Origin of the sequence: Streptomyces sp. NPDC056480 (assembly GCF_042795405.1) — a bacterium.
Classification (GTDB): domain Bacteria; phylum Actinomycetota; class Actinomycetes; order Streptomycetales; family Streptomycetaceae; genus Streptomyces.
Map to the genome: position 1 here is coordinate 68257 of NZ_JBHTSA010000022.1, position 24727 is coordinate 92983.

The 24727-nt window shown below is 69.2% G+C and carries 32 protein-coding genes; 20 read left to right on the forward strand and 12 right to left on the reverse strand.

The annotated features are described in order from the left end of the window. Nucleotides 1-29: 29 nt before the first annotated feature. From ACFQ79_RS12890 to ACFQ79_RS12905, 4 genes are all read right to left on the reverse strand, one after another. Nucleotides 30-1283 carry a tape-measure protein gene (locus tag ACFQ79_RS12890; protein WP_383582176.1) on the reverse strand — a complete coding sequence of 418 codons (1254 nt, stop codon included), beginning with the start codon at nt 1281-1283 and terminating at the stop codon, nt 30-32. Further along, nucleotides 1280-2488 carry a phage tail protein gene (locus ACFQ79_RS12895; RefSeq protein ID WP_383582178.1) on the reverse strand — a complete coding sequence of 403 codons (1209 nt, stop codon included), beginning with the start codon at nt 2486-2488 and terminating at the stop codon, nt 1280-1282. Before ACFQ79_RS12895 ends, ACFQ79_RS12890 begins: the two co-directional genes overlap by 4 nt. 31 nt (nt 2489-2519) lie before the next feature. Beyond that, a complete protein-coding gene (locus tag ACFQ79_RS12900; protein WP_383582180.1) occupies nt 2520-3632 on the reverse strand; it encodes a hypothetical protein in 1113 nt (370 codons plus the stop codon). A gap of 100 nt (nt 3633-3732) precedes the next feature. Then, on the reverse strand, nt 3733-3945 hold the full coding sequence (locus ACFQ79_RS12905; protein ID WP_383582183.1) for a hypothetical protein: 213 nt from the start codon (nt 3943-3945) through the stop codon (nt 3733-3735). Between the two features lie 302 nt (nt 3946-4247). Between ACFQ79_RS12905 and ACFQ79_RS12910 the strand changes: the two genes are divergently transcribed. Then, nucleotides 4248-5081, forward strand: a complete 834-nt coding sequence (locus ACFQ79_RS12910; protein WP_383582185.1) for a hypothetical protein — start codon at nt 4248-4250, stop codon at nt 5079-5081. A 34-nt stretch (nt 5082-5115) separates the two neighbouring features. On the opposite strand, the gene ACFQ79_RS12915 is transcribed toward ACFQ79_RS12910, so the two are convergent. The 4 genes from ACFQ79_RS12915 to ACFQ79_RS12930 form a co-directional block, all read right to left on the reverse strand. Further along, the gene (locus ACFQ79_RS12915; protein ID WP_383582187.1) at nt 5116-5400 is read right to left on the reverse strand and encodes a hypothetical protein; all 285 of its coding nucleotides are present in this window, start codon (nt 5398-5400) and stop codon (nt 5116-5118) included. A gap of 131 nt (nt 5401-5531) precedes the next feature. Then, complete coding sequence (locus tag ACFQ79_RS12920; RefSeq protein ID WP_030213969.1) at nt 5532-5822, reverse strand: hypothetical protein; 291 nt, start codon at nt 5820-5822, stop codon at nt 5532-5534. 88 nt (nt 5823-5910) lie between these two features. Next, entirely contained in the window at nt 5911-6522 is a 612-nt protein-coding gene (locus ACFQ79_RS12925; protein WP_383582189.1) for a phage tail protein, read from the reverse strand. 122 nt (nt 6523-6644) lie between these two features. Beyond that, nucleotides 6645-7055: a hypothetical protein gene (locus tag ACFQ79_RS12930; protein WP_189831632.1), complete on the reverse strand. Its 411-nt coding sequence runs from the start codon at nt 7053-7055 to the stop codon at nt 6645-6647. Nucleotides 7056-7415: 360 nt separating this feature from the next. Here ACFQ79_RS12930 and ACFQ79_RS12935 point away from each other — a divergent pair, with 360 nt between their 5' ends. Continuing rightward, complete coding sequence (locus ACFQ79_RS12935; protein ID WP_383582191.1) at nt 7416-8243, forward strand: hypothetical protein; 828 nt, start codon at nt 7416-7418, stop codon at nt 8241-8243. An 86-nt stretch (nt 8244-8329) separates the two neighbouring features. Here the strand turns inward: ACFQ79_RS12935 and ACFQ79_RS12940 are convergent, their stop codons facing one another. From ACFQ79_RS12940 to ACFQ79_RS12950, 3 genes are read right to left on the reverse strand one after another with little or no spacing between them, the layout of a single operon-like run. After that, nucleotides 8330-8533, reverse strand: a complete 204-nt coding sequence (locus tag ACFQ79_RS12940) for a hypothetical protein (RefSeq protein WP_030318670.1) — start codon at nt 8531-8533, stop codon at nt 8330-8332. Continuing rightward, nucleotides 8527-9291 carry a hypothetical protein gene (locus tag ACFQ79_RS12945; protein WP_383582193.1) on the reverse strand — a complete coding sequence of 255 codons (765 nt, stop codon included), beginning with the start codon at nt 9289-9291 and terminating at the stop codon, nt 8527-8529. The genes ACFQ79_RS12940 and ACFQ79_RS12945 overlap by 7 nt, the downstream gene beginning before the upstream one ends. Next, the gene (locus ACFQ79_RS12950) at nt 9284-9583 is read right to left on the reverse strand and encodes a WhiB family transcriptional regulator (protein WP_383582195.1); all 300 of its coding nucleotides are present in this window, start codon (nt 9581-9583) and stop codon (nt 9284-9286) included. Before ACFQ79_RS12950 ends, ACFQ79_RS12945 begins: the two co-directional genes overlap by 8 nt. A 234-nt stretch (nt 9584-9817) precedes the next feature. Between ACFQ79_RS12950 and ACFQ79_RS12955 the strand changes: the two genes are divergently transcribed. From ACFQ79_RS12955 to tuf, 5 genes are all read left to right on the forward strand, one after another. Beyond that, nucleotides 9818-10267, forward strand: coding sequence for a helix-turn-helix transcriptional regulator (locus ACFQ79_RS12955; RefSeq protein WP_361399735.1), 450 nt, complete (start codon nt 9818-9820; stop codon nt 10265-10267). A gap of 338 nt (nt 10268-10605) precedes the next feature. Beyond that, entirely contained in the window at nt 10606-10977 is a 372-nt protein-coding gene (gene rpsL, locus ACFQ79_RS12960) for a 30S ribosomal protein S12 (protein ID WP_003948652.1), read from the forward strand. Between the two features lie 2 nt (nt 10978-10979). Continuing rightward, nucleotides 10980-11450, forward strand: coding sequence for a 30S ribosomal protein S7 (rpsG, locus tag ACFQ79_RS12965; RefSeq protein WP_015035567.1), 471 nt, complete (start codon nt 10980-10982; stop codon nt 11448-11450). 39 nt (nt 11451-11489) lie between these two features. Beyond that, entirely contained in the window at nt 11490-13619 is a 2130-nt protein-coding gene (gene fusA, locus ACFQ79_RS12970; RefSeq protein ID WP_383582198.1) for an elongation factor G, read from the forward strand. Nucleotides 13620-13769: 150 nt separating this feature from the next. Further along, the gene (tuf, locus tag ACFQ79_RS12975) at nt 13770-14963 is read left to right on the forward strand and encodes an elongation factor Tu (protein WP_073910658.1); all 1194 of its coding nucleotides are present in this window, start codon (nt 13770-13772) and stop codon (nt 14961-14963) included. A 122-nt stretch (nt 14964-15085) separates the two neighbouring features. On the opposite strand, the gene ACFQ79_RS12980 is transcribed toward tuf, so the two are convergent. Then, nucleotides 15086-17065, reverse strand: coding sequence for a PIG-L family deacetylase (locus ACFQ79_RS12980; RefSeq protein WP_383582200.1), 1980 nt, complete (start codon nt 17063-17065; stop codon nt 15086-15088). Nucleotides 17066-17277: 212 nt separating this feature from the next. Between ACFQ79_RS12980 and ACFQ79_RS12985 the strand changes: the two genes are divergently transcribed. From ACFQ79_RS12985 to rpsQ, 13 genes are all read left to right on the forward strand, one after another. Further along, complete coding sequence (locus tag ACFQ79_RS12985) at nt 17278-17640, forward strand: YciI family protein (protein WP_383582202.1); 363 nt, start codon at nt 17278-17280, stop codon at nt 17638-17640. After that, nucleotides 17637-18878, forward strand: a complete 1242-nt coding sequence (locus ACFQ79_RS12990) for an RNA polymerase sigma factor (RefSeq protein WP_383582204.1) — start codon at nt 17637-17639, stop codon at nt 18876-18878. The genes ACFQ79_RS12985 and ACFQ79_RS12990 overlap by 4 nt, the downstream gene beginning before the upstream one ends. A gap of 446 nt (nt 18879-19324) precedes the next feature. Then, nucleotides 19325-19633, forward strand: coding sequence for a 30S ribosomal protein S10 (gene rpsJ, locus ACFQ79_RS12995; RefSeq protein WP_003948644.1), 309 nt, complete (start codon nt 19325-19327; stop codon nt 19631-19633). A gap of 11 nt (nt 19634-19644) precedes the next feature. Beyond that, nucleotides 19645-20289: a 50S ribosomal protein L3 gene (rplC, locus tag ACFQ79_RS13000; protein WP_041664123.1), complete on the forward strand. Its 645-nt coding sequence runs from the start codon at nt 19645-19647 to the stop codon at nt 20287-20289. 7 nt (nt 20290-20296) lie between these two features. Continuing rightward, nucleotides 20297-20947 (forward strand): 50S ribosomal protein L4, encoded by a 651-nt coding sequence (rplD, locus tag ACFQ79_RS13005; RefSeq protein ID WP_148005763.1) that lies wholly within the window; start codon nt 20297-20299, stop codon nt 20945-20947. Further along, nucleotides 20947-21270: a 50S ribosomal protein L23 gene (rplW, locus tag ACFQ79_RS13010; RefSeq protein WP_024755407.1), complete on the forward strand. Its 324-nt coding sequence runs from the start codon at nt 20947-20949 to the stop codon at nt 21268-21270. The genes rplD and rplW overlap by 1 nt, the downstream gene beginning before the upstream one ends. Before the next feature lie 40 nt (nt 21271-21310). Further along, nucleotides 21311-22147 carry a 50S ribosomal protein L2 gene (gene rplB, locus ACFQ79_RS13015; protein ID WP_055598863.1) on the forward strand — a complete coding sequence of 279 codons (837 nt, stop codon included), beginning with the start codon at nt 21311-21313 and terminating at the stop codon, nt 22145-22147. Between the two features lie 12 nt (nt 22148-22159). Then, nucleotides 22160-22441, forward strand: a complete 282-nt coding sequence (rpsS, locus tag ACFQ79_RS13020; protein WP_015035577.1) for a 30S ribosomal protein S19 — start codon at nt 22160-22162, stop codon at nt 22439-22441. Between the two features lie 42 nt (nt 22442-22483). Further along, nucleotides 22484-22831, forward strand: a complete 348-nt coding sequence (gene rplV, locus ACFQ79_RS13025) for a 50S ribosomal protein L22 (RefSeq protein WP_004571827.1) — start codon at nt 22484-22486, stop codon at nt 22829-22831. Then, nucleotides 22831-23679, forward strand: a complete 849-nt coding sequence (rpsC, locus tag ACFQ79_RS13030) for a 30S ribosomal protein S3 (protein WP_017239578.1) — start codon at nt 22831-22833, stop codon at nt 23677-23679. The genes rplV and rpsC overlap by 1 nt, the downstream gene beginning before the upstream one ends. Nucleotides 23680-23684: 5 nt before the next feature. Then, complete coding sequence (gene rplP, locus ACFQ79_RS13035) at nt 23685-24104, forward strand: 50S ribosomal protein L16 (protein ID WP_015035580.1); 420 nt, start codon at nt 23685-23687, stop codon at nt 24102-24104. Further along, nucleotides 24104-24328, forward strand: coding sequence for a 50S ribosomal protein L29 (gene rpmC / locus ACFQ79_RS13040; protein ID WP_017239580.1), 225 nt, complete (start codon nt 24104-24106; stop codon nt 24326-24328). Before rplP ends, rpmC begins: the two co-directional genes overlap by 1 nt. Next, nucleotides 24328-24609, forward strand: coding sequence for a 30S ribosomal protein S17 (gene rpsQ / locus ACFQ79_RS13045; RefSeq protein WP_030318650.1), 282 nt, complete (start codon nt 24328-24330; stop codon nt 24607-24609). Before rpmC ends, rpsQ begins: the two co-directional genes overlap by 1 nt. Nucleotides 24610-24727: the final 118 nt, after the last annotated feature.

Genomic DNA, 24727 nt, shown 5'->3' on the forward strand with positions numbered 1-24727 from the left:
CCGCCGTACCGGGTCCGCGGCTCCGGGTGTCAGCGGGCGGCGGTCGCGAGGAAGAGCAGGTCCTCGGCGGTCGACCGCGGACCGGCCCCGGGCTCCTCGTGGAAGTCCCGGACGCGGTGCGGCGGTCGGGGCTTCTCGGTGATGGCCGGGACGCGCCGGTTCTCCAGCTGGGAGAGCGAGTCGATGCGGTAGTCGTCGGCGGTGCCGGGGGAGACGATGCCGCCCTCGGCGAGCATGGGGAGCTTGTCGAGTTCGACGCCGAACTTCTTGCCGGTGAGCGGGATCTCGAAGCTGAGCTTGTTGAGCCCGTCGATGATCCAGTTCACGAAGGCGATCAGACCGTTGATCGGTCCCTTGACCACGCCGATCACCGCGCTGAGGCCGCCCTTGACCAGGTCGCCGATGCCGCGCAGGGCCTTGCTCACGGCGTCCTTGGCGGTGTGGAAGAAGCCGGGGATCTTGTCGGTGATCCACCGGACGACCGGCTGGACGGCGCTCTTGATGCCGCCGATCGTGCGGGAGGCGATGCCGCGGAGCGCGTTCGTGGCGGAGGAGACGGCGGAGCGGAGCCTGGAGATCCCGTCGATGGCGGAGCCGACGATCCTGAGCGCGGTCTTGAACAGGGTCAGATAGGCCTTGAAGTAGGTGCCCACGGCCTGGCCGAGCAGCTTCATGATCGGCTGGAGGAACTTCCAGACCGCCTGGAAGCCCTTCAGCACCTGCTGCATGGCCTGCTTGATGAGCCGCTGGCCGGTCTCGGAGTTGACCGCGAGCTCGATGAGGTACGCCGCGATGGGCACGAGCAGGCCGACGAGGAAGCCGAGCGGGTTGGCCCGCATGGCGACGTTGACGCCTGTCATGGCGACCGAGGCGATGGTCATGACGATGCCGAAGGTGCCCATGAGGCCGGTGATGACATCGGTGACGGGCAGCAGCGGCAGCAGCAGGCCGAGGATCACTCCGGCACCGGTCCCGATACCGCGGGCGGCGGTACGGGCCTTGCCGGCGGCGGTGCCGATCCGCTTGACGCCCGTGGGGGCGGTGGAGCGGCGGATCCTGCCCATCGCGGTGGCGGCACCGGAGGAGTTCTGGCCGAGGGTGCGCAGGGAGGTTCCGGCGTTGCGGGCGGCGGTGGCGAGGCCACCGATACCGGTCGCCGCGCGCTGGACGTCCTGCTGGAGTCTCCTCAGCGTGTCGCTCGTTCCGCCGAGCCCCTGGCGCAGACCTCTCATCGGCGCGACGGCCGTGCGGAACCTGGGCATGGCGACGGCCGCGGCACTCATGCGCGTGCTCCACGCGCCTTCACGAGGTACATGAGCGCGGCGGCGGTCGCGTGCGGGTCGCTGTTGCGGGCCGCGTGGTAGTGCTCGATGTGCAGGCCGGCGCCGGCGCTCCCGGGCTGGGCGCCCTGCGCCGCGCGGGCGCGGCGGGCGGTCTGGGCGAGCAGGCGGTCCAGCTTGGAGAGCGGGAGGACGGCCTCGGCCTCGCCGGCCTCGGCGAGGATCGCCGGGACGCCGCCGCTGCGGGGCATGACGACGCCACCGGTGGCGAGCATCGGGATGGTCGGGATGCTGACGCCGAAGGTCTTGCCGCCGACGACCGGAACCCAGCCGGGGACGCTGACCTTGACCCTGTTGAGGCTGCCGATCATTCCGTTGATCAGGCCGATGACGGCGTTGATCGGGCCCTTCACGCCGCTCTTGATGCCGTCGAAGGCGCGGGACGCGATGTCCTTGAGGCCGTTCCAGACGGACGACATCTTGTCCTTGACGGCGCTGAAGGCCTGCGGGATCGCGGACTTGATCCAGTTCACCACCGGGGTGATGACGGCCTTGATGCCGTTCCAGACCGTGCTGATCACGGTCTTGATCGCCTTCATGACCGTGGTGATGACCGTCTTCCAGATCTTCACGTAGGTCTTGATGACGGTGGCGACGGCCTTGACGACGGTGGAGATGGCCTTCTTGATGCCGTTCCAGACCGTCTTGATCAGGTCGCCGGCCTTCTTCATGATCGGCCCGACGGCCTTCATGACGGAGCTGATGACGCTCTTGACGGCGCTGAAGGCCTTCTTCAGGACCGTCTGCATCGTCTTCGAGCGAAGCGCCATGTCGACGATCGCCTCGATGAGCGGCATGAAGAGTTCGAGCAGGCGGACCAGGAAGTTGCCCTTCATGGACTTGTTGAGCTTGTCCTGGCCCTTGGCGGCCTTGCCGGCGCCCGATTCGTACTTGCCGAGCTTTCCACCGGCCGACTGAGCGGTGTCGCCGGCCTTCTTCATGGCGCGCTCGGCCTGCTCGGATGCGGTCTTGAGGTTCTTGAGCTGGGTGCCGGAGTTCTGGGCGTTGGTCTTGAGATTCCTGAGCTGCCCGTTGGCCGCGTTGCCGGAGTCGCCGGCCTTCTTGACGGACGTCGCCGCGCCGGATGCCTGCGTCTTGAGGTTGCGCAGGGCGTCGGACGCCTTCTTGGCGGAGCTTGAGAGAGCCACGGTTGTACCTCCTTCCGGGGTGGTTGCGGGGTCAGAGCGCCGAGTCGGCGCGCTGGACGGCGATCCTGAAGGCGTTGAACGCCTGGGTCACGTTGCCGCCCGCCTCCGCGAGGTCGTTGGCGGCCCGGGCGGCCGACCTGAGGTTGCCGGCGTTGGGGAGTCTGTCCGGCTGGAAGTGCCGCTGGGCGCCGGCGAGCTTGCCGGTCGCCCTGGCGAGTTCCGCCACCTTGGTGGGGTTGGACTTGCCGACGGCCTTGTTGGCCTTGTCGAGCGCCTTGGTGTCCAGCGTGTGTTGGTTGTACGTCTCCACAGCCGCGGCGAGCTTCTCGAGCTTCTCCGCGACGGCGGCGATCCTGGTGGGGACGGCGGCGGTGATGACGGTGTTGACCCTGCCGACGGCCGCCGCGGTCTTGTCGAGGGAGCGGGCGTTCGGGAGCTTGCGGACCTCGGTGTTGAAGTTCTTGATCTTGGTGTTGACGCCGCCGATGGCCTGCTTCAGGTTCTGCAGCTTCTGCTCGTCCGGGAGGTCCGCCAGGGGGACACCGGCGGCGGCCGCGTCCTCGCGCCGCTTGACGTGGTTCTTGTTCTGGAACGCGTAGCCGTCGCCGTTGTCGTTCTTGGCCAGGATGAGGTCGCGGGCCACGCGACCGCCGCTGATCCTGGAGATGCCGTTGAGGATGAGGCCCTGGAGGGCCCGCTGGACGACGGTGAACCGGGCCAGCAGGACGAGGCCGATCCCCGCGAGGATCGCGGGGACGAGAACACTGGCGAAGGCCGCCACCCAGTACTTCGCCGCGTCCTTGCTGCCCTCGGCGGATTTCTCCACGGCGGCGCCGATCGTGTCGAAACCGGCGGCCTCCCAGAGCTCGGTCGACAGCTCCTTCTTGAGCTCCTTGTGCATCTCCTCGAAGCGGTTCACGAAGTCGTACGGCAGCATGTTGTCCGTGACGAGCTTCGGATTGCCCCCGATCAGGGAGTTCTTGAGCGCGGAGACCGTGGAGTCCACGGCGTTCGGCTTCTGTTCGTTCTCCTTCTTCGACTCGTAGTTCCCCTGAGGCTGCACCTTGACGTGCGTGGCGTCGTTGAGGAGTGCCGCTTTGAGGTCGCTGACTTCCTGGGCGACGTCGTCGATCGTTTTACCCATGGGTTACTCCGCTTCCGGCCGGTGACGGCCAAGCGCCGAAAAGCCCCCGCCGGTGTCGGCGGGGGCTTGTTCGTCTGGGGCGGCGGGCGGCGGGTGGCGGCTAGGCGTCCTCGGCCCGGTGGGAGTCGCGCCGCACCGTCGCGAGCGCGTCGTTCCAGCCGGCCGCGTACGCGCGGGTCTCGCAGCGGGAGACCTCGGCGTAGAGGCTGCCGAGCAACGCTCTCTTGTCGAGGGCGGCGGGTCCGTCGAGGAGCTGGCGGAGGCGGTCCTGGAGAGGGATCTGCGGTCGCGATGCCTCGGCCTGCTGGGTCATGGACGCCTGCCTTCCGGTTGCTTGCCCGTGCGTGCGTGGCGGCGCCGCGGAGTGAGGAGCGGGGGCACCACGTGTTCGAACTCTTGTGCGAACAGAGTGTGGAACATTCGTTCGGTGTTTGTCGAGCGGGAAACGCCTGACGGTGTGTCTTCTGGCCAGTTCTCCGAACGGGTTGGCGGCTGATCGGAGTTTTTGTTCGACCGGGTAACCTGGAGGGCGCTCTCCGGACCTGACCACCTCGGGGCGCGGGGGGCGCGAGGGGCGCGCGGGGACCCCAGGGGGCTGGAAGGCAGTACTGACGCATGGATACGGAGCCGGGCGCCGACCGGCGGGAGCGAGTCGTCGACTGGCTCGCGGCCCACCCCGATCTGCCTCATCTCTTCGCTCGCCTCTCCGAGCTCGTCCTGGTCCACGGGTACGCCACCGAGGACCTCGTCGTGATCCCCCGGGCCGAGGTCGACCGCCGGGAGACCTCCGCGTTCACCGCGGGCTGGGCCGAGGCCGTGTCGGACGAACTCCCGCGCATACGACGGGAGTACGAGAAGCGTGTCGCCGACGCCTACACCCAGGGTCAGGGCGACGCGCGCGGGATTCGCCGGCCCCAGCGCCGTGCGGACGCCGGACAGACCGGCGCCCGGGTGATCGCGCTCCCCTTCGCCCGCCTCCTCGAACCGCCCGCCGCCGTCGTCGAGGCCGAGGAGCGGGTGCGCAGGGAACGCGAGCTGTTCGACCGGCAGTCCGGACTCGAACGACCGTCTGGACTCGAACGGCATTCCGGACTCGAACGGGAGCAGGAGGCCGAGCCCGGGCATCACGGTGAACCCGAGCCCGTGCACCAGAAGGAGCCCGCACCGGACGCGGAGCCGGACGTCCTCGTCACCGCGCAGGAGAGCCGTGCCCGCAGGAACGCCCAGCCGGTACGGAAGGTCGTCCGCGGCAAGGGGGGCCGGCCGATCGTGCCACCCCTGGGGGTGCCCGCCCAGCCCACGTCCGGCGGCGAACGCCGGGGCGCCGAGCCCGCCGACCCGGAGCCGCGCGCGGGCAAGGGGCGCCGGCTCTCCGAACGGGCCAGGGCGCTGGCGGACGAGCTGACCGCGGAGCGAGCACAGGAAGCGCCCCCGGAGTCCGCTCCCTGACGGGACGGGCTCCGGGGGCCGCGGGGAGGTGGCTTCAGCCGAAGAACCGGGCGAGCTGGTGCGGGGAGATCTCGGGGGTCTCCGCCCCTGGGGAGTGCTCGTCCCGCTCCTGGGCCTCCTCGTCCTCGTCCTTGGCGCCCGGACGGGGAACGGGCGTCGGCGGATCGGGCTGGTCGCCGTCCTCGGACGCGTTGACGCAGTGGAACATCCAGTTCCCGACGGCCAGATGGTCCACCGTCGCCGCGAGCAGATGGTCGGTGACCGACCACTCGGCGGACTCGCCGTGGAGGTCGCGCTGCAGGGCGCTGTCCCGCGGCATGTGCCTGATCAGGGCCAGGACCCGCCGGCTGGAGAGCTCCCCCCGGTGCCAGTCGAGGATGTCGAGCCCGTAGTAGCGGATGAAATCGGCCTCAAGGGCCTCGGCGTGTTCTTCGATGAACGCGACGAGGCTCAGTCTTCCCCCAGGCCGAGCCCGGTCTCCTTGCCGTAGGCCTCCAGGATGGCGGCGATGTCCTGCATGGTCACGTCGTGCTGCTCGAAGCGGTTGAACTGCTCCTCACCCATCAGGAGTGCGAGCAGGCCGTCCACGTCGTTGTCGTCGAGCTTGCGCAGCCCCTTGGCGGTGGCGCGGCTCAGCTCCGTCGGAAGGGTGTAGGACTCGCCGTCCAGCTCGAAGGACCACTTGCGGCCGTGGGCCTCCTGTCGCTGGGCGCGGGCGGCGTTGACGTCGAAACGGGCCATGGTGATGCGTACTCCTTGTTCGGGCGAAGAGAAGAGGAGGGGGCGGGGCGGGACGGCGGTCGGCCGTCCCGCCCCGGGTGGAGAGGGATCAGACGGCCGTGCCGTACTGGCTGTCCTTCATGAGGAAGGTGGCCAGCGGCTTGCCGTTGCCCTGCGACATGGCCGTGAAGGTCACGCCCAGCTGGGACGCGGCCTTGCGGGCCAGCTTGATGTCGTCGGACGCGGTGACCTGACCCCGCGGGATGATGAAGCGGTACGTGACCGCGGTGGTGCCACCGGCCTTGACGTCGGTGAACTCCAGGCCGAGGGCGCGCACGTCCGCGAACGGACGCTCGGCGATCTCGTACTTGTAGGTCTCGGTGGACGGGGCCGGCTCGGCCTCGACCTTGCCGCCGCCCATGAAGAAGGGCAGCGTCAGCTCGTTGAACTGGAGCATCGAGAACTTCAGCGAGAGGTCACGGCTGGAGTAGATGAAGTGCACCGGGGAGACCGACTGCCACGAGTCGATCGGCTCCAGCTTGTCCTTCTTGGCGAAGGTCACGCCGTCGCCGGTCGTGAAGCCGAGGTCCTTCCAGCCCGCGCCGGTCCAGTCGGCGGTGGCGTCGGCGCCGAAGGTGGCGGGGGCCGCGGTGCCGGCGTCCGCCACGTAGAGCTTGCCGGTACCGGCGACGCGGATCTCGGCCGAGTTGTTTCCTGCCATGGTGGGTTTCTCCTTGGTGAGAGGGCTGCCGCCCCGGACGTCGGTCCGGGTACGGCAAAGGCCCCGCCGGACGGCGAGGCCTGGTCTGTGGGGTGAGCGGACGGGCGCTCGGGGGCGAGCGGCTAGAACACGCTCAGGGAGAGGCGGATGACGCACAGGTAGCGGTTGGCGCCCCGGTAGAGGTAGTCGGGCAGCCAGCGCGGTCCGTCCTGCTCCTCGACGTCGTGGACGACGTTGTTGGCGCCGATCTGCTTGCCGATGGTGGCGAGCAGGGCCCGGCGGGCGCCGTTGGCGAGGACGTGGGCGGCGTTCTTGGTCGGCCCGTACACCTCGAACTCGATCAGCGGCATGTCGACGTGCAGGTCGCCGATCCAGGCGCCGCCGCGGCGGTTCACCAGGACGGCGGCCTGGGTGCCGTCGAAGCCGGCCGGCGCGTTGACCGCGATGGTCGCGCCGGCCAGGGCCGGGTCGGCCTTGAGGACGTCGACGACCAGCTTCTCGACGTCCGGGAACGCACTCGGGGGAGTGGTCATGACGGGTTCTCCTCGGGAGAGGGATGCGGGACGGGGTGCCGCCCGGGGCGCTCCGGCGGGAGGGGGGCGGGGCGCGGCAGCGCGCCCGGACGGCGAACGGCGAAGCCGCCGCCCGTCGTTCGGGCGCAGCTCCGCCGCTGCACCAACTGTGACAGAGAGCGTGCGCGCACGCAACTAGTTCCGTGCGCCCTTCCGTGCGTCCTTCCCTACGCCGTTCCCTACGCCCTTCCCCACGTCCTTCCGTGCGTCCTTCTTCACGTCCTTCCGTACGCCCCTGCCGCGAGCACTGACGTCCCTCCTTCCGTACGGCACCGCACGGGCGCCCGATAGGTTGGCGGCCACCGACCGAGGAGCCGCCCCGTGCCCGCCGCCCGCCCCCGCCTTCTGTACGTCACCGACCTCGCCTACCCGGCCCGCGGACGGCGCTACTGCGACGAGGACATCCACCTCGCCGCCCGGCTGCGCGAGGCATTCGACCTGGCGCTCTGTCACCCGCTCGACGCCGCGGCCCTCATGGACGCCTTCGACGCCGTCGTCGTCCGCAACAGCGGCCCGGTCATCGGCTACCAGAAGGAGTACGACGCCTTCCGCGAGCACGCCCTGGCCGAGGGCACCCGCGTCTACAACCCGCTCCACGGCCGCGGCGACATGGCGGGCAAGCAGTACCTCCTCGACCTGACGGCCGCCGGATACCCCGTCATCCCCACCGTCGACCGGCCCGAGGACCTCCACCGGCTGCCCGCCGCCGCCGAGTACGCGGTCAAGCCCAAGGCCGGGGCCGACTCGATAGGCCTGCGCTTCCTCCCGTACGAGGAGCTCGCCGGCCTCGCGTACGACGGCCTCCTCGTCCAGCCGCGCATCGACTTCCGGTACGAGGTCTCCTTCTACTTCGTCGACGACCTCTTCCAGTACGCCCTCCACGCCCCCGACCCCGACCGCCGCTGGGTCCTGGAGCCGTACGAGCCCACCGAGGACGACCTCGCCTTCGCCCGCCGCTTCGTCGACTGGAACACCCTCGACCACGGCATCCAGCGCGTGGACGCCTGCCGCGCCCCCGGCGGCGAGCTGCTCCTCGTCGAACTGGAGGACCTCAACCCCTATCTCTCCCTGGACCGCGTCCCCGAGGAGACCCGCGACCGCTTCGTCGCCGCCTTCACGGACTCGCTCCACCGCTTCCTGGCGGCATGAGGAGCGGCACGAGGACCGGCAGCAGCGGCACGAGAAAGCGCCCCCCGTCCTTCACGGACGGGGGGCGCTGCTCGTACGACGGGGAGTCAGGCGGTACGGGGACGGCGGCGGGCCACGCGCTCGGCGGCGAACACGTCCTCCAGGCGGAAGAGCTGCGCCCGGCCCGCCTTCCCGGCGGCCCGCAGATGACCGAGCTGGACCCACTTGCGGATGGTCGCGGGGGCGACCCCGGCCTCCTCGGCGGCGAGCGGTCCCGGGATCAGGGCCGGCAGGGCGGGCGAGCTCAGCACGCGGTCTCCTTCGGTTCGTCGGCCGGCGCGGTGGTCGCGTCCATCGCCGCCCGGATCTCCTCGGTGCGGGACCCGGCGGCGGCCGCGAGCTCCGCCCACTCCCGCTCCGGCCACAGGTGCCGGTAGGCGGGGTCGTCCTGGCAGCCGCACGACTCGTCCACGCACACACAGGCCGGGTTCACACAGAGCACCGCGCGCCGGTCGGGGAAGGCCCGCAGCGACACCGAGTCGCACCAGGGGCAGCGGCCCGACACCCGCACGACCGTCTCCGAATCGCCGAGCGTCCGGGCGCAGCGCCGGGCCATCCGGCGGATCTCGTCCCGTACGTGCCGGGCGAGGTCCGGGTCGGCGGCGATCGCGTCGAGGAGTCCCACGACCCGGCGGAGCCGGTCGATCACCCCCGCGCGGGGCGGCCGGGGCAGTGCGAGCCGGGCGCACACCGCCTCCTCCAACTCCACCACCCCGTCGGTGATGTCGCGGATCGCGTCGGAGACGTGCAGCCGGATCGGGGCGGCGCCGTGGCCGGGGACGGAGAGGCCGTGCCGCTGCTGGAGGAGCAGCGCCTCGCGGCGCTCCTCGCGGATCTGCTCGTCACGGCCCGCGGGGGAGGGGGCCGGGGCGCTCCCGGCGGGGCCGCGGCGGCCGGGCGCGAGCTCTTCGGCGAGCTCGGGGAACTGGCGTACGAGGGAAGCGGTCCAGAGCGCGATGTCGCGCAGCACGAGCTCGACGGATGCGATGGGGGGCGTGCGGTCAGCCACGGCGGCCGCTCCGGGTGAGCGTCGGGGCGAGGGCGACCGCCTTCGCCACGCGGGCCGCGTCCGCCGGGCGTCCGTTGCGCCAGAGGCGGCCCGCGCAGACGCCGTCGAAGTAGCTCTCGGCGGGGGCCACCGCTGTCTCGCACTCGCGGCGGACGGGGCAGCCGGCACAGGCGCGCAGCGCCGGGGCCGCCTCCTTGGCGCGGCGGGCGAAGACGACGGACGGGGAGAGGCCGGCGCAGGCGGCGTCGGACTGCCAAGGGGTGGGGTCGGGCTGGAACAAGAGGTTCTCCACGGTCCGGGGCTCCCCGAACCCACGGGGCCATGGGGGCCGTTGGGGTTCGAGGGGGCCGACGAGTGCGGCGGCGAGCCAGACTTACATGTTGCGTGCGGGCGCGCAACAAATTTGTGGGGCAGTCCTGGAGTGACCTTCATCGTTTCGACACGTTGCGTACCCGAAACCAAGTAATTCTGTGCGCGCAAGCACGCTAGAGTTGAGCGCCTGGAGGAGTGGAGTGAGGAGCTGTACATGACCACTCGTGGGCTGGATGAGTTCGCAGGCTGGGTCGAAGGCCTGATGCGACAGCGCGGCTACGACATCGACAGCCCGCGCGGCGGCGGCAAGTCCCGGATCGCGGACGAGGCCGGGGTGCACCGGGCCGCCGTGACGCGCCTGCTGCAGCGGCAGAGCATGCCCGACCTGGAGACCATGCGCAGGATCGCCCCGCTGCTCGGGGTCTCGGTCCGCGACATGCTGATCCGGTCCGGCCGGGTGAGCCCGGAGGAGCTCCCGATGGCGGCGGATCTGCTGCCGCCGAGCGACTGGCAGCCGTCGATGGAGGACTTCGCCCGCTGGCTCGGGGTCCCCGACGACCGGATGGGCGTCTTCGTCAAGGTCGTGAACCAGTTCCTGGAGCCCGACGCGGAGGCGGAGGGGTCCGCGGAGGCCCCCGAGCCCCGCCGCACGGCCCGGGACTGACCCCGGTCCCGCCCGGGACCGACCCCGGTCCCGCCCCGGACCGGCCCCGCCCCGATGCGATCTTGCCTGGTCCCGGCCTTCCTCGGCCGGGACCACGTGCGCGTGGGCATTTGTTTTGACCGGAGTCCATGCGATAGGTACGCTCAAGCCTTGTGCCTGGGGTGTGCCTGGGCTCGCGTGCGTGTCCTCAACCGCAAGGCGAGTCATATATCGGCCACCGTGATCCGCGCCTTTTCCGCCTTGGCGGAGAGGTTCGCGAGATTCGACACACCCGACCGCGTGGGTCGGCGAATGTTCCAGGTTAGTTTCACCGACGGCACACAGAAACCGGAGAAGTAGTGCCTACGATCCAGCAGCTGGTCCGGAAGGGCCGGCAGGACAAGGTCGAGAAGAACAAGACGCCCGCACTCGAGGGTTCCCCTCAGCGTCGCGGCGTCTGCACGCGTGTGTTCACGACCACCCCGAAGAAGCCGAACTCGGCCCTCCGTAAGGTCGCGCGTGTGCGTCTGACCTCCGGCATCGAGGTCACGGCCTACATCCCGGGTGAGGGTCACAACCTGCAGGAGCACTCCATCGTGCTCGTGCGTGGTGGCCGTGTGAAGGACCTGCCGGGTGTTCGCTACAAGATCATCCGCGGTTCCCTCGACACGCAGGGCGTCAAGAACCGTAAGCAGGCTCGCAGCCGCTACGGCGCCAAGAAGGAGAAGTAAGAATGCCTCGTAAGGGCCCCGCCCCGAAGCGCCCGGTCATCATCGACCCGGTCTACAGCTCTCCTCTTGTCACCTCGCTGATCAACAAGATCCTGCTGGACGGCAAGCGTTCCACCGCCGAGCGCATCGTGTACGGCGCCATGGAGGGTCTTCGCGAGAAGACCGGCCAGGACCCGGTCATCACGCTGAAGCGCGCTCTCGAGAACGTCAAGCCGGCCCTCGAGGTCAAGTCCCGCCGTGTCGGTGGCGCCACCTACCAGGTGCCGATCGAGGTCAAGCCGGGCCGCGCGTCCACGCTGGCCCTCCGCTGGCTCGTCGGTTACTCCCGCGCCCGTCGCGAGAAGACCATGACCGAGCGCCTCATGAACGAGCTCCTCGACGCCTCGAACGGCCTCGGTGCGGCCGTCAAGAAGCGTGAGGACACGCACAAGATGGCCGAGTCCAACAAGGCCTTCGCGCACTACCGCTGGTAGTCGCAACCCACATCGAGACCGAGAGAAGACTGAGCCGATATGGCTACCACTTCGCTTGACCTTGCCAAGGTGCGCAACATCGGCATCATGGCTCACATCGACGCGGGCAAGACGACCACCACCGAGCGGATCCTGTTCTACACCGGCGTCTCGTACAAGATCGGTGAAGTCCACGACGGCGCTGCCACGATGGACTGGATGGAGCAGGAGCAGGAGCGCGGCATCACGATCACGTCTGCCGCGACGACCTGCCACTGGCCGCTCGAGAATGTCGATCACACGATCAACATCATCGACACGCCGGGTCACGTCGACTTCACCGTCGAGGTGGAGCGTTCGCTGCGCGTGCTCGACGGTGCTGTCACCGTGTTCGACGGTGTGGCCGGCGTCGAGCCCCAGTCCGAGACTGTCTGGCGTCAGGCGGACCGCTACGGCGTTCCGCGTATCTGCTTCGTCAACAAGCTCGACCGTACGGGCGCCGAGTTCCTTCGTTGCGTCGACATGATCGTGGACCGCCTCGGCGCCGTCCCGATCGTCATGCAGCTCCCCATCGGTTCCGAGATGGACTTCCAGGGTGTTGTCGACCTCGTCCGCATGAAGGCGCTCGTCTGGTCCGCCGAGGCGACCAAGGGCGAGATGTACGACGTCGTCGACATCCCGGCCTCGCACACCGAGCTCGCCGAGGAATGGCGCGCCAAGCTGGTCGAGACCGTCGCGGAGAACGACGAGGAGCTCATGGAGCTCTTCCTCGAGGGCGTCGAGCCCACCGAGGAGCAGCTGTACGCGGCTGTCCGTCGTATCACCATCGCTTCCGGCAAGGGCAACGGCGAGAAGACGGTCACCCCCGTCTTCTGCGGCACCGCGTTCAAGAACAAGGGCGTTCAGCCCCTGCTCGACGCTGTCGTCCGTTACCTGCCTTCGCCCCTGGACGTCGAGGCCATCGAGGGCCACGACGTCAAGGACGCCGAGGTCGTCGTCAAGCGCAAGCCGTCCGACGACGAGCCGCTGTCGGCCCTCGCGTTCAAGATCGCGAGCGACCCGCACCTCGGCAAGCTCACCTTCGTCCGGATCTACTCCGGTCGCCTGGAGGCCGGCACCGCGGTGCTGAACTCCGTCAAGGGCAAGAAGGAGCGCATCGGCAAGATCTACCGCATGCACGCGAACAAGCGTGAGGAGATCGACTCGGTGGGCGCCGGCGACATCGTCGCCGTCATGGGCCTGAAGCAGACCACCACCGGTGAGACGCTGTGTGACGACAAGAACCCGGTCGTGCTGGAGTCCATGGACTTCCCGGCGCCGGTCATTCAGGTCGCCATCGAGCCCAAGTCCAAGGGTGACCAGGAGAAGCTGGGTGTCGCCATCCAGCGTCTCGCGGAGGAGGACCCCTCCTTCCAGGTGCACTCGGACGAGGAGACCGGCCAGACCATCATCGGTGGTATGGGCGAGCTTCACCTCGACATCCTCGTCGACCGCATGCGTCGCGAGTTCAAGGTCGAGGCGAACGTCGGCAAGCCGCAGGTCGCGTACCGCGAGACGATCCGCAAGACCGTCGAGCGCGTGGACTACACCCACAAGAAGCAGACCGGTGGTACCGGTCAGTTCGCCAAGGTGCAGATCGCGATCGAGCCGATCACCGACGGTGACGCCTCGTACGAGTTCGTGAACAAGGTCACCGGTGGCCGCATCCCGAAGGAGTACATCCCTTCGGTCGACGCGGGTGCGCAGGAGGCCATGCAGTTCGGCATCCTGGCCGGCTACGAGATGACTGGCGTCCGCGTCATCCTTCTCGACGGTGGCTACCACGAGGTCGACTCCTCCGAGCTCGCGTTCAAGATCGCCGGTTCGCAGGCCTTCAAGGAGGCCGCGCGGAAGGCTTCGCCGGTCATCCTCGAGCCCATGATGTCCGTCGAGGTCACCACGCCCGAGGACTACATGGGTGAGGTCATCGGCGACATCAACTCCCGCCGTGGCCAGATCCAGGCCATGGAGGAGCGCAGCGGCGCTCGCGTCGTGAAGGGCCTCGTGCCCCTTTCGGAGATGTTCGGCTACGTCGGCGACCTCCGCAGCAAGACCTCGGGTCGCGCAAGCTACTCGATGCAGTTCGACTCCTACGCCGAGGTTCCGCGGAACGTCGCCGAGGAGATCATCGCGAAGGCCAAGGGCGAGTAACTCTTCCGAGTTCACGCTTTAGGCTTGACACCAGTCGCCGGGGCTCAGCCCCCGAAACCCGAGGGTCCGGGTCCCGGCGGATGGCATCCCAGCAAAGATCACCTGGCGCCGATGAGCAAGGCGTACAGAACCACTCCGCAGGAGGATTCAGTGGCGAAGGCAAAGTTCGAGCGGACTAAGCCGCACGTCAACATCGGCACCATCGGTCACATTGACCACGGTAAGACGACCCTCACGGCCGCCATTACCAAGGTGCTGCACGACGCGTACCCGGACCTGAACGAGGCCTCGGCCTTCGACCAGATCGACAAGGCTCCCGAGGAGCGCCAGCGCGGTATCACGATCTCGATCGCGCACGTCGAGTACCAGACGGAGTCGCGTCACTACGCGCACGTCGACTGCCCGGGTCACGCTGACTACATCAAGAACATGATCACGGGTGCCGCGCAGATGGACGGCGCGATCCTCGTGGTCGCCGCCACCGACGGCCCGATGCCGCAGACCAAGGAGCACGTGCTCCTGGCCCGCCAGGTCGGCGTTCCGTACATCGTCGTCGCCCTGAACAAGGCCGACATGGTGGACGACGAGGAGATCCTGGAGCTCGTCGAGCTCGAGGTCCGTGAGCTCCTCTCCGAGTACGAGTTCCCGGGCGACGACCTTCCGGTCGTCCGTGTCTCGGCGCTCAAGGCGCTCGAGGGCGACAAGGAGTGGGGCGAGAAGCTCCTCGGCCTCATGCACGCGGTGGACGAGTCCATCCCGCAGCCCGAGCGTGACGTCGACAAGCCGTTCCTGATGCCGATCGAGGACGTCTTCACGATCACCGGTCGTGGCACCGTCGTCACCGGTCGTATCGAGCGCGGTATCCTCAAGGTCAACGAGACCGTCGACATCATCGGCATCAAGACCGAGAAGACCACCACCACGGTCACCGGTATCGAGATGTTCCGCAAGCTGCTCGACGAGGGCCAGGCCGGTGAGAACGTCGGTCTGCTCCTCCGTGGCATCAAGCGCGAGGACGTCGAGCGCGGCCAGGTCATCATCAAGCCGGGTTCGGTCACGCCGCACACCAGCTTCGAGGCCCAGGCCTACATCCTGTCGAAGGACGAGGGTGGCCGTCACACCCCGTTCTTCAACAACTACCGCCCGCAGTTCTACTTCCGTACCACGGACGTGACCGGCGTCGTGACCCTCCCCGAGGGCACCGAGATGGTCATGCCGGGCGACAACACCGCCATGAGCGTTGAGCTGATCCAGCCCATCGCCATGGAGGAGGGCCTCAAGTTCGCCATCCGTGAGGGTGGCCGGACCGTCGGCGCCGGCCAGGTCGTCAAGATCAACGCCTGATCGTTGATCTGACCTGGTAGCTCCACGAGCTGCAGCAGAAGGCCCCGCACCTTTCGGTGCGGGGCCTTCTCGCATGTCCGGAGGGCGTTCGGACGCCTCTCCGAAGGATCACCTCCGCGGGATCACGGACGCCAGCTCCACGGGTGCCCGTCCGCGCCCAGGCCCACCACGGTCGCCCCGTCCGCGCGCAGGTGCAGCGCGGCCGACACCGCCGGCGCCCCCGTCGTACGGGTCCGCGTCCGGTTCCCGGCCCGCACCCGCACCCGGCCGTCCGCGTCCGTGCCAAGGAGCACGGTCCCGAGCGCCGCGGAGCGCGCGGCGACCACACCCCCGTAGCCGTCGAGACCGGTGTCGCCCCCGGGCCCGACGAGTTCCCCGGCCGCCGGGCGCCGGTAGTAGAGGTCGCCGCCGGCCGACGCCACCGTGGATCCGGAGAGCGGCAGCGGCTCCGTCTGCTCGACCCCGTCCACCCAGTGCCGTACGGACTCCCGCCCCGCCGCGTGGAGGTGCACCCGCCCCGTCGCGTCGAGCGACACGGCGAGTCCGTCCTGGACCTCCGCGGCCCCCGGGAGCGTCCGCCACGGGCCCCAGGAGCCGTCCGCCGCCCGTACCCGGGTCGAGACGTGCCGGTCCGCGTTCCGTACGAAGAGATGGACCCGGCCGTCGGGTGCCGCGACGGCCACCGGCGCGCCGACCCGGCGCCCCCGGTCGTCCGTGCGCTCCGGACTGCCGAGTCCGCGCCAGGCCAGGAACGGGCCACCGGGGGAGCGCTGCTCCAGGAGCACCAGCTCGCGCCGGTTCCGCCCGCCGTGTCCGTCGATCGCGGAGAACCGCACGCCGAACAGCAGCACCCGGCCGTCGTCGAGCACCGCCGAGCCGAGCGCGGGGGCGAGCGGGCCGCCGCCGAGGTCCGTCGGCTCGCCCCAGACGCCGGGCGCCGTCTCCTGCCAGCGGACCGCGCGCAGGCCGAGCACCCCGTAGGCGGCGAGGCGGCCGTCCGGCCGCTCGGCGAGCGCCGGGCCCGCGGTGGGCCAGCGGTGGTGGGTGGAGCGGACCCAGCCCTTGCGGTTGGTGAGCGGCCGGTCGCCGCCGACGCCGTAGTCGCCGCAGCCCGAGGGGTTGCCGCACTCCCAGGAGGGGTCGCCGCCGTACGGGACGAGGCGGGCCGCCTTCGCCTCGAGCACCCGGGGCGGGAGGTTCTTCGGCCAGTGCCGGTTGTAGTAGCCGCGGAAGGCGGTCGTCGTGAACGCCGGTATGGGTTCGCCGTCCCGGACCGCGTCCGCGACCCAGCGGCTCAGCGCGGCCCAGGTAAACGAGGCGACGGCGGTGTGGTCGCCGTGGTCCGAGTAGCCGGGCTGCTCCGAGTCCCGCTTTCGGGTGGCCTCGTCGCTGAGCTGGATGTCCGGGTCGGGGTCCAGGGTGTGCACGACGGTGGGCCGGTAGCGGGCGAGCAGTCCGACGAGGACGCCGACCAGCTGGTCGTAGTCGTAGGTGTCCGAGCGGGTGACGGGCGAACCGGACGACAGATGGGTCCGCAGCTCCAGGGCGCGGTCGTGCCAGAGGGCCGGCAGGGCCATGTAGCGCCGGTTCGTGTGCATCGGCAGGTTGAGGAAGACCAGCTCGACGCGGTTCCGGCCGTGGACGAGGGTGTCGATCTCCGCCCGCCGGCCGCCGGGGAGCGTGAGCGCCTCGCGCCGCCAGGGGGTGAACATCGGCAGGCCGAGCGCCGCCGCGTACGACTGGCGCAGGCCCTGGTGGCGCGCCGAGGAGTAGGCGGCGCGGTCCGGGGGAGTGTCCGGCATCCCCTTGATCCGGTTCCGGCCGGTGTGCTCGCCGGCGGTCACGTACACGGAGACGAGCGGGACCCCGGTGTCGAGGAGGCGCTGGGTGTCCGGGTTCATGAAGTACAGGTCGTCGTCGGGGTGCGCGGCGACCTGCAGGAGCAGCGCCCGCCGGGCCAGCGCGGAGGCGATCGGCTTGCCGGGCGCGGGGTCGACGGTCGGCGCGGTTCTGCGCGGCTCCGGCACGGAACACCCGGCGACGGCCGAGGTGACGGCGAGAGCGGCGGCGAGAACCGCCCGCCGACGGGGTGCTGTGGTCACTGCGCGGTCCGTCCCCTGGGTAGTGCGGTCCCCGGTAAGACGAACGTTCGAAGTCTGGGGTTGTGTGCGGACGGGCTCGTGACTGGCAGGATGCGGCCACCGGAAAAAGATCTTCGAAAAGCGTCGCCGGTCATGTCGAGGACCGGGCGCCGGTTCCGACCGACAGGTGACAGCACGCCACAGGGGCGCGCGGTACGGGGAGGACGACCACCATGAAGTACGTCGCGATGATCTACGGGAACCAGGCCAAGTGGGACGCCTTCCCCGCCGAGGCCTGGCCCGAGGCGATCGCCCGCCAGGAGGCCTTCAACAGGAGGTACCGCGAGAGCGGCGAGCTGATCGGCGCGTACGGCCTCGCGGACGCGGCCGCCGCCCAGCTCGTCCGCCGCGTGGACGGCGTCCCCGCGGTGACCGACGGCCCGTACCTGGAGACCAAGGAGTACCTGGCCAGCTTCTACCTGCTCGACTGCGACGGCCCCGAGCGGGCCCGGGAGATCGCCGCGGACATGCCCTTCGCGGACGTCGACCCGGTGGAGCTCTGGCCGGTCCTGCACGAGTCCGCGGCGGACGTGTGACCGGCACCGACGGGATCGAGGACCTGCTGCGCACGTACGCGCCGCAGGTCCTCGGCGTTCTCGTGCGGCGGTACGGGACCTTCGACACCTGCGAGGACGCCGTCCAGGAGGCCCTGATCGCGGCGGCCCGCCAGTGGCCCGAGGAGGGCGTCCCCGACAACCCGCGGGGCTGGCTGGTCACCGTCGCCGCCCGCCGGCTCGTCGACCAGGTGCGCAGCGAGGCCGCGCGCCGCCGCCGCGAGGACTCCCTGGCCCTGGCCACGCCGGCCTCGGAACTCCTCGCGCACGCCGCCGACGAGGAGCCCGGCAGCGACCGGGACGACTCGCTCTCCCTGCTCTTCCTCTGCTGTCACCCGGAGCTCTCCCCGCCCAGCCGGATCGCGCTCACCCTGCGCGCCGTCGGCGGCCTCACCACCGCGCAGATCGCCGCCGCGTTCCTGGTGCCCGAGTCGACGATGGCGCAGCGCGTGAGCCGGGCCAAGCAGACGATCAGGCAGGTGGGCGGCTCGTTCGCGCTCCCGCCGGGGGAGGACCGCACGGCCCGGCTCGCCGAGGTCCGTCACGTGCTCTACCTGATCTTCAACGAGGGCTACACGGCGAGCGCAGGCGAGGAGCTGACCGCGCCCGAGCTGTCCACCGAGGCGATCCGGCTCGCGCGGCTGCTGCACCGGCTGCTGCCCGAGGACACCGAGACGGCGGGCCTGCTCGCCCTGATGCTGCTCACGGACGCCCGCAGGCCGGCCCGCACGGGTCCGCACGGCGAGCTGGTGCCGCTCGCGGAGCAGGACCGGGGGAGGTGGGACGGCCGGCTCGTCGCCGAGGGCGTCGAGCTGATCAGCCGCACCCTGCCCCGGGGCCGGGTCGGCCCGTACCAGCTGCAGGCGGCGATCGCGGCCGTGCACGACGAGGCGGAGACCGCCGCCGCCACCGACTGGCCGCAGATCCTCGCGCTGTACGAGCTCCTGGAGCGGACCGGGCCGAATCCGATGGTCACCCTCAACCGCGCGGTGGCCCTGGCGATGGTCGAGGGACCCGCCGCCGGGCTCGCGCTCCTGGACGGGCTCGCCCGGGACAAGCGGCTTGCCCGGCACCACCGGCTGCTCGCCACCCGGGCCCATCTGCTCGAACTGCTCGGCGAGCGGGAGACCGCGGCGGAGGCCTACCGGGAGGCGGCACGCCGTACGACCAGTGCCCCGGAACGCCGCCATCTCACCGAGCGGGCACGGCGCTTGGGGTGAGGCGGAGGGCTGTGGCGGACCACCGCGCATGCGCCCCCGCGCATGGCCCTACGTGACGTGGGGTACAGTCTTCGCTCCCGATTGGCGGCCGGATGGCCCCGTATGGCAGACTGTCGGGGTTGCTCGGTTGAGTGCCGATGCTGCGCGCCTCCCGTCGGGAGGACCGGAAGCGAGTCCCACAGTACTCGTCGCTCCTTCTCAGGAGCGGACGTACGGGAATCTTCTGGGAAGCGTCAGCGGGGTGCCTACCAGGCGCCCGGTGGGTGTTTTGCCCCCGGCCTGCGGTCATGGCGACCGTGCCCCCTTGGTTGGGAAATCCTCAGGGATTTCTGCGTAGAGGGAGTGCGACACGCCCGACCGCGTGGGTCGGAGACACGACAACGCTTTTCAGTAAGCGAAGCCGATCGGGTTCCAGAGCGTTACGAGACAAAGGACTACTAGTAGCCATGGCGGGACAGAAGATCCGCATCCGGCTCAAGGCCTACGACCACGAGGTCATCGACTCCTCGGCGAAGAAGATCGTCGAGACGGTGACCCGCACTGGTGCGTCGGTCGCAGGCCCGGTGCCGCTGCCCACTGAGAAGAACGTGTACTGCGTCATCAAGTCGCCGCACAAGTACAAGGACTCGCGCGAGCACTTCGAGATGCGCACGCACAAGCGCCTCATCGACATCCTCGACCCCACGCCGAAGACGGTTGACTCGCTCATGCGTCTCGACCTCCCGGCGGGCGTTGACATCGAGATCAAGCTCTGAGGGCGCGCGAGATGGCTAAGAACATCAAGGGCATCCTGGGCGAGAAGCTCGGCATGACGCAGGTCTGGGACGAGAACAACCGGGTTGTCCCGGTCACCGTCGTCAAGGCCGGCCCGAATGTCGTGACCCAGGTCCGCACGAACGACATCGACGGCTACGAGTCGGTCCAGATCGCCTTCGGCGAGATCGACCCTCGCAAGGTGAACAAGCCCCTCAAGGGTCACTTCGCCAAGGCCGACGTCACCCCGCGCCGCCACCTGGTGGAGCTCCGCACCGCTGACGCCTCCGAGTACACGCTCGGCCAGGAGATCACCGCCGAGGTCTTCGAGGCCGGCGTGAAGGTCGACGTCACCGGTAAGAGCAAGGGCAAGGGCTTCGCCGGTGTCATGAAGCGCCACAACTTCCGTGGTGGCAAGGCGTCGCACGGTGCCCACCGTGTGCACCGCAAGCCCGGTTCCATCGGTGGCTGCGCCACCCCGGGCCGTGTCTTCAAGGGCATGCGCATGGCGGGTCGCATGGGCAACGAGCGTGTGACCACCCAGAACCTGACCGTCCACGCCGTTGACGCCGAGAAGGGTCTGCTGCTCATCAAGGGCGCCGTCCCCGGCCCTAACGGTGGCCTCGTCCTGGTCCGCACTGCGGCCAAGGGGGTTTGAGGAACCGATGAGCACCATTGACATCCTTTCGCCGGCAGGCGACAAGACCGGGACCGTCGAGCTCCCCGAGGAGATCTTCGGCGCCAAGGTCAGCGTTCCGCTGATCCACCAGGTCGTCGTCGCGCAGCTGGCCGCGGCCCGTCAGGGCACGCACAAGACCAAGACCCGTGGCGAAGTCCGCGGTGGTGGCAAGAAGCCTTACCGCCAGAAGGGCACCGGCCGCGCCCGTCAGGGTTCGACCCGCGCCCCGCAGTTCGCCGGTGGTGGCGTCGTCCACGGCCCGCAGCCGCGCGACTACTCGCAGCGGACCCCGAAGAAGATGAAGGTCGCCGCTCTCCGTGGTGCCCTCTCGGACCGGGCCACCCACTCCCGCATCCACGTCGTCTCCGGCGTGGTCGAGGGTGAGATCTCCACCAAGGCCGCGAAGACGCTGTTCGGCAAGATCTCGGAGCGCAAGAACCTGCTCCTGGTCGCCGAGCGCTCCGACGAGGCCGCGTGGCTGTCCGCTCGTAACCTGCCCCAGGTGCACATCCTGGAGCCGGGCCAGCTCAACACGTACGACGTGATCGTCTCCGACGACGTGGTCTTCACCCAGGCCGCCCTCGAGTCCTTCGTGTCTGGCCCCCAGACCGCTGAGACCGAAGGGAGCGACGCCTGATGACTGAGGCCGTCGTCACCAGCAAGACCTTCTCGGACCCGCGCGACATTCTCGTCAAGCCGGTCGTCTCGGAGAAGAGCTACGCACTGCTGGACGAGAACAAGTACACGTTCATCGTCGCGCCTGGCTCCAACAAGACCCAGATCAAGCAGGCCGTCGAGGCGGTCTTCTCGGTCAAGGTCACCGGGGTCAACACGATCAACCGCCAGGGCAAGCGCAAGCGCACCAAGGCCGGTTTCGGCAAGCGCAAGGACACCAAGCGCGCCATCGTGACCCTTGCCGAGGGCAACCGTATCGACATCTTCGGCGGTCCGACCGCCTAAGGGCGGTCTGGATCGTCCGGAATCGGACGAGGACTGAGAAATGGGAATCCGCAAGTACAAGCCGACTACGCCGGGCCGCCGTGGCTCCTCCGTAGCCGACTTCGTCGAGATCACGCGGTCCACGCCGGAGAAGTCGCTGGTCCGCCCCCTGCACAGCAAGGGCGGCCGTAACAACACCGGTCGTGTGACCGTCCGTCACCAGGGCGGTGGCCACAAGCGCGCCTACCGCGTGATCGACTTCCGTCGTCACGACAAGGACGGCGTGCCGGCCAAGGTCGCTCACATCGAGTACGACCCCAACCGCACCGCGCGCATCGCGCTGCTCCACTACGTGGACGGCGAGAAGCGCTACATCATCGCCCCCAAGGGTCTGACGCAGGGTGACCGCGTCGAGAACGGCCCCGGCGCTGACATCAAGCCCGGCAACAACCTGGCGCTCCGCAACATCCCGGTCGGTACCACGATCCACGCGATCGAGCTCCGTCCCGGTGGCGGCGCCAAGTTCGCGCGCTCCGCTGGTGCCTCCGTGCAGCTGCTCGCGAAGGAGGGCACGATGGCCCACCTTCGTATGCCGTCCGGTGAGATCCGTCTCGTCGACGCCCGCTGCCGCGCCACGATCGGCGAGGTCGGCAACGCCGAGCAGTCGAACATCAACTGGGGCAAGGCCGGCCGTAAGCGCTGGCTGGGCGTTCGCCCGACCGTCCGCGGTGTGGCGATGAACCCGGTTGACCACCCGCACGGTGGTGGTGAGGGCAAGACCTCCGGTGGTCGCCACCCGGTCTCCCCGTGGGGTCAGAAGGAGGGTCGTACTCGCTCGCCGAAGAAGGCTTCGAGCAAGTACATCGTCCGCCGCCGCAAGACGAACAAGAAGCGCTAGGAGCGGGTTTAGATGCCGCGCAGTCTCAAGAAGGGACCCTTCGTTGACGGCCACCTCGTAAAGAAGGTGGACGCTCAGAACGAAGCCGGTACCAAGAACGTCATCAAGACCTGGTCCCGTCGCTCGATGATCATCCCGGCCATGCTCGGCCACACGATCGCGGTGCACAACGGCAAGACCCACATTCCGGTGTTTGTCACCGAGTCGATGGTCGGCCACAAGCTCGGCGAGTTCTCGCCGACGCGCACCTTCCGGGGTCACGTGAAGGACGACCGGAAGTCGAAGCGCCGCTAGTAGCGGGGTGGAATGACCATGACAGACACTGGAAGGACAACCATGGAAGCCAGGGCCCAGGCGCGGTACATCCGCGTCACGCCCATGAAGGCCCGCCGCGTGGTGGACCTTATCCGTGGCATGGACGCCACGGAGGCTCAGGCGGTCCTGCGTTTCGCCCCGCAGGCCGCGAGCGTGCCGGTTGGCAAGGTGCTGGACAGCGCCATCGCCAACGCTGCACACAACTACGACCACACTGACGCCTCTTCGCTGGTCATCAGCGAGGCGTACGTGGATGAGGGCCCGACCCTGAAGCGGTTCCGTCCGCGTGCTCAGGGCCGTGCCTACCGGATCCGTAAGCGGACCAGCCACATCACCGTGGTCGTCAGCAGCAAGGAAGGAACCCGGTAATGGGCCAGAAGGTTAACCCGCATGGGTTCCGGCTCGGCATCACCACGGACTTCAAGTCCCGCTGGTACGCCGACAAGCTGTACAAGGACTACGTCAAGGAAGACGTCGCCATCCGTCGGATGATGACGTCCGGCATGGAGCGCGCCGGCATCTCGAAGGTTGAGATCGAGCGCACCCGTGACCGCGTGCGGGTGGACATCCACACCGCGCGTCCCGGCATCGTCATCGGCCGCCGTGGCGCCGAGGCCGACCGCATCCGCGGCGACCTCGAGAAGCTCACGGGCAAGCAGGTCCAGCTGAACATCCTCGAGGTCAAGAACCCCGAGATGGACGCCCAGCTGGTCGCTCAGGCCGTTGCCGAGCAGCTCTCCTCCCGCGTCTCCTTCCGTCGCGCCATGCGTAAGAGCATGCAGGGCACGATGAAGGCCGGCGCCAAGGGCATCAAGATCCAGTGTGGCGGTCGTCTCGGCGGCGCCGAGATGTCCCGCTCGGAGTTCTACCGCGAGGGCCGCGTGCCCCTGCACACGCTCCGCGCGAACGTCGACTACGGCTTCTTCGAGGCCAAGACGACCTTCGGCCGCATCGGCGTGAAGGTCTGGATCTACAAGGGCGACGTCAAGAACATCGCCGAGGTCCGCGCCGAGAACGCTGCGGCCCGTGCGGGTAACCGCCCGGCCCGTGGTGCCGGCGCTGGCGACCGCCCGGCCGGCCGTGGTGGCCGCGGTGGCGAGCGTGGCGGCCGCGGCCGCAAGCCGCAGCAGCAGTCCGCGCCGGCTGCCGAGGCCCCCAAGGCCGACGCTCCCGCCGCCGCTGCCGCTCCGGCTGAGAGCACCGGAACGGAGGCCTGACCGAAATGCTGATCCCCCGTAGGGTCAAGCACCGCAAGCAGCACCACCCCAAGCGCTCGGGTATGAGCAAGGGTGGTACGCAGGTTGCGTTCGGCGAGTACGGCATTCAGGCCCTCACGCCGGCGTACGTGACCAACCGCCAGATCGAGGCGGCTCGTATCGCGATGACCCGCCACATCAAGCGTGGCGGCAAGGTCTGGATCAACATCTACCCGGACCGCCCGCTGACGAAGAAGCCCGCCGAGACCCGCATGGGTTCCGGTAAGGGTTCTCCGGAGTGGTGGATCGCGAACGTCAAGCCGGGTCGGGTGATGTTCGAACTGTCCTACCCGAACGAGAAGATCGCGCGCGAGGCCCTGACCCGTGCGGCCCACAAGCTGCCGATGAAGTGCAAGATCGTTAAGCGCGAAGCAGGTGAGCTGTGATGTCGGCCGGTACCAAGGCGTCCGAGCTGCGCGAGCTGGGCAACGAGGAGCTTCTCAACAAGCTCCGCGAGGCCAAGGAAGAGCTGTTCAACCTCCGCTTCCAGGCGGCGACGGGCCAGCTCGAGAACCACGGCCGGCTCAAGTCCGTCCGTAAGGACATCGCCCGGATCTACACCCTGATGCGTGAGCGCGAGCTGGGCATCGAGACGGTGGAGAACGCCTGATGAGCGAGAGCAACGTGACTGAGAAGACCGAGCGCAACGCTCGCAAGGTCCGCGAGGGCCTGGTCGTCAGCGACAAGATGGACAAGACCGTCGTCGTCGCTGTCGAGGACCGCGTCAAGCACGCGCTGTACGGCAAGGTCATCCGCCGTACGAACAAGCTCAAGGCTCATGACGAGCAGAACGCTGCCGGCATCGGCGACCGCGTCCTCCTGATGGAGACCCGGAAGCTGTCGTCGACGAAGCACTGGCGCGTCATCGAGATCCTCGAGAAGGCCAAGTAAGGAATTTCCCGCAAGGGAAATCCACAAGTTCAGCCTGAGGCCCTCATAAGAAATATGGGGGGCCCCTCAGGTCAGTTCCGCCAGGCTCGGTGGGGTTGCGCTGATCACTCAGCGCAAC

What these genes read in the sequence shown, in the direction of transcription:
- rpsQ (WP_030318650.1), top strand. Translation starts at nt 24,328, where the DNA reads ATGAGCGAGAGCAACGTGACTGAGAAGACCGAGCGCAACGCTCGCAAG.
- ACFQ79_RS12900 (WP_383582180.1), bottom strand. Translation starts at nt 3,632, where the DNA reads ATGGGTAAAACGATCGACGACGTCGCCCAGGAAGTCAGCGACCTCAAA.
- rplB (WP_055598863.1), top strand. Translation starts at nt 21,311, where the DNA reads ATGGGAATCCGCAAGTACAAGCCGACTACGCCGGGCCGCCGTGGCTCC.
- rpmC (WP_017239580.1), top strand. Translation starts at nt 24,104, where the DNA reads ATGTCGGCCGGTACCAAGGCGTCCGAGCTGCGCGAGCTGGGCAACGAG.
- ACFQ79_RS12905 (WP_383582183.1), bottom strand. Translation starts at nt 3,945, where the DNA reads ATGACCCAGCAGGCCGAGGCATCGCGACCGCAGATCCCTCTCCAGGAC.
- ACFQ79_RS12925 (WP_383582189.1), bottom strand. Translation starts at nt 6,522, where the DNA reads ATGGCAGGAAACAACTCGGCCGAGATCCGCGTCGCCGGTACCGGCAAG.
- rpsC (WP_017239578.1), top strand. Translation starts at nt 22,831, where the DNA reads ATGGGCCAGAAGGTTAACCCGCATGGGTTCCGGCTCGGCATCACCACG.
- rplC (WP_041664123.1), top strand. Translation starts at nt 19,645, where the DNA reads ATGGCTAAGAACATCAAGGGCATCCTGGGCGAGAAGCTCGGCATGACG.
- fusA (WP_383582198.1), top strand. Translation starts at nt 11,490, where the DNA reads ATGGCTACCACTTCGCTTGACCTTGCCAAGGTGCGCAACATCGGCATC.
- ACFQ79_RS12910 (WP_383582185.1), top strand. Translation starts at nt 4,248, where the DNA reads ATGGATACGGAGCCGGGCGCCGACCGGCGGGAGCGAGTCGTCGACTGG.
- ACFQ79_RS12920 (WP_030213969.1), bottom strand. Translation starts at nt 5,822, where the DNA reads ATGGCCCGTTTCGACGTCAACGCCGCCCGCGCCCAGCGACAGGAGGCC.
- rpsJ (WP_003948644.1), top strand. Translation starts at nt 19,325, where the DNA reads ATGGCGGGACAGAAGATCCGCATCCGGCTCAAGGCCTACGACCACGAG.
- rpsG (WP_015035567.1), top strand. Translation starts at nt 10,980, where the DNA reads ATGCCTCGTAAGGGCCCCGCCCCGAAGCGCCCGGTCATCATCGACCCG.
- rpsS (WP_015035577.1), top strand. Translation starts at nt 22,160, where the DNA reads ATGCCGCGCAGTCTCAAGAAGGGACCCTTCGTTGACGGCCACCTCGTA.
- ACFQ79_RS12915 (WP_383582187.1), bottom strand. Translation starts at nt 5,400, where the DNA reads ATGCCGCGGGACAGCGCCCTGCAGCGCGACCTCCACGGCGAGTCCGCC.
- rplV (WP_004571827.1), top strand. Translation starts at nt 22,484, where the DNA reads ATGGAAGCCAGGGCCCAGGCGCGGTACATCCGCGTCACGCCCATGAAG.
- ACFQ79_RS12930 (WP_189831632.1), bottom strand. Translation starts at nt 7,055, where the DNA reads ATGACCACTCCCCCGAGTGCGTTCCCGGACGTCGAGAAGCTGGTCGTC.
- rplD (WP_148005763.1), top strand. Translation starts at nt 20,297, where the DNA reads ATGAGCACCATTGACATCCTTTCGCCGGCAGGCGACAAGACCGGGACC.
- rplP (WP_015035580.1), top strand. Translation starts at nt 23,685, where the DNA reads ATGCTGATCCCCCGTAGGGTCAAGCACCGCAAGCAGCACCACCCCAAG.
- ACFQ79_RS12955 (WP_361399735.1), top strand. Translation starts at nt 9,818, where the DNA reads ATGACCACTCGTGGGCTGGATGAGTTCGCAGGCTGGGTCGAAGGCCTG.
- ACFQ79_RS12890 (WP_383582176.1), bottom strand. Translation starts at nt 1,283, where the DNA reads ATGAGTGCCGCGGCCGTCGCCATGCCCAGGTTCCGCACGGCCGTCGCG.
- ACFQ79_RS12985 (WP_383582202.1), top strand. Translation starts at nt 17,278, where the DNA reads ATGAAGTACGTCGCGATGATCTACGGGAACCAGGCCAAGTGGGACGCC.
- rplW (WP_024755407.1), top strand. Translation starts at nt 20,947, where the DNA reads ATGACTGAGGCCGTCGTCACCAGCAAGACCTTCTCGGACCCGCGCGAC.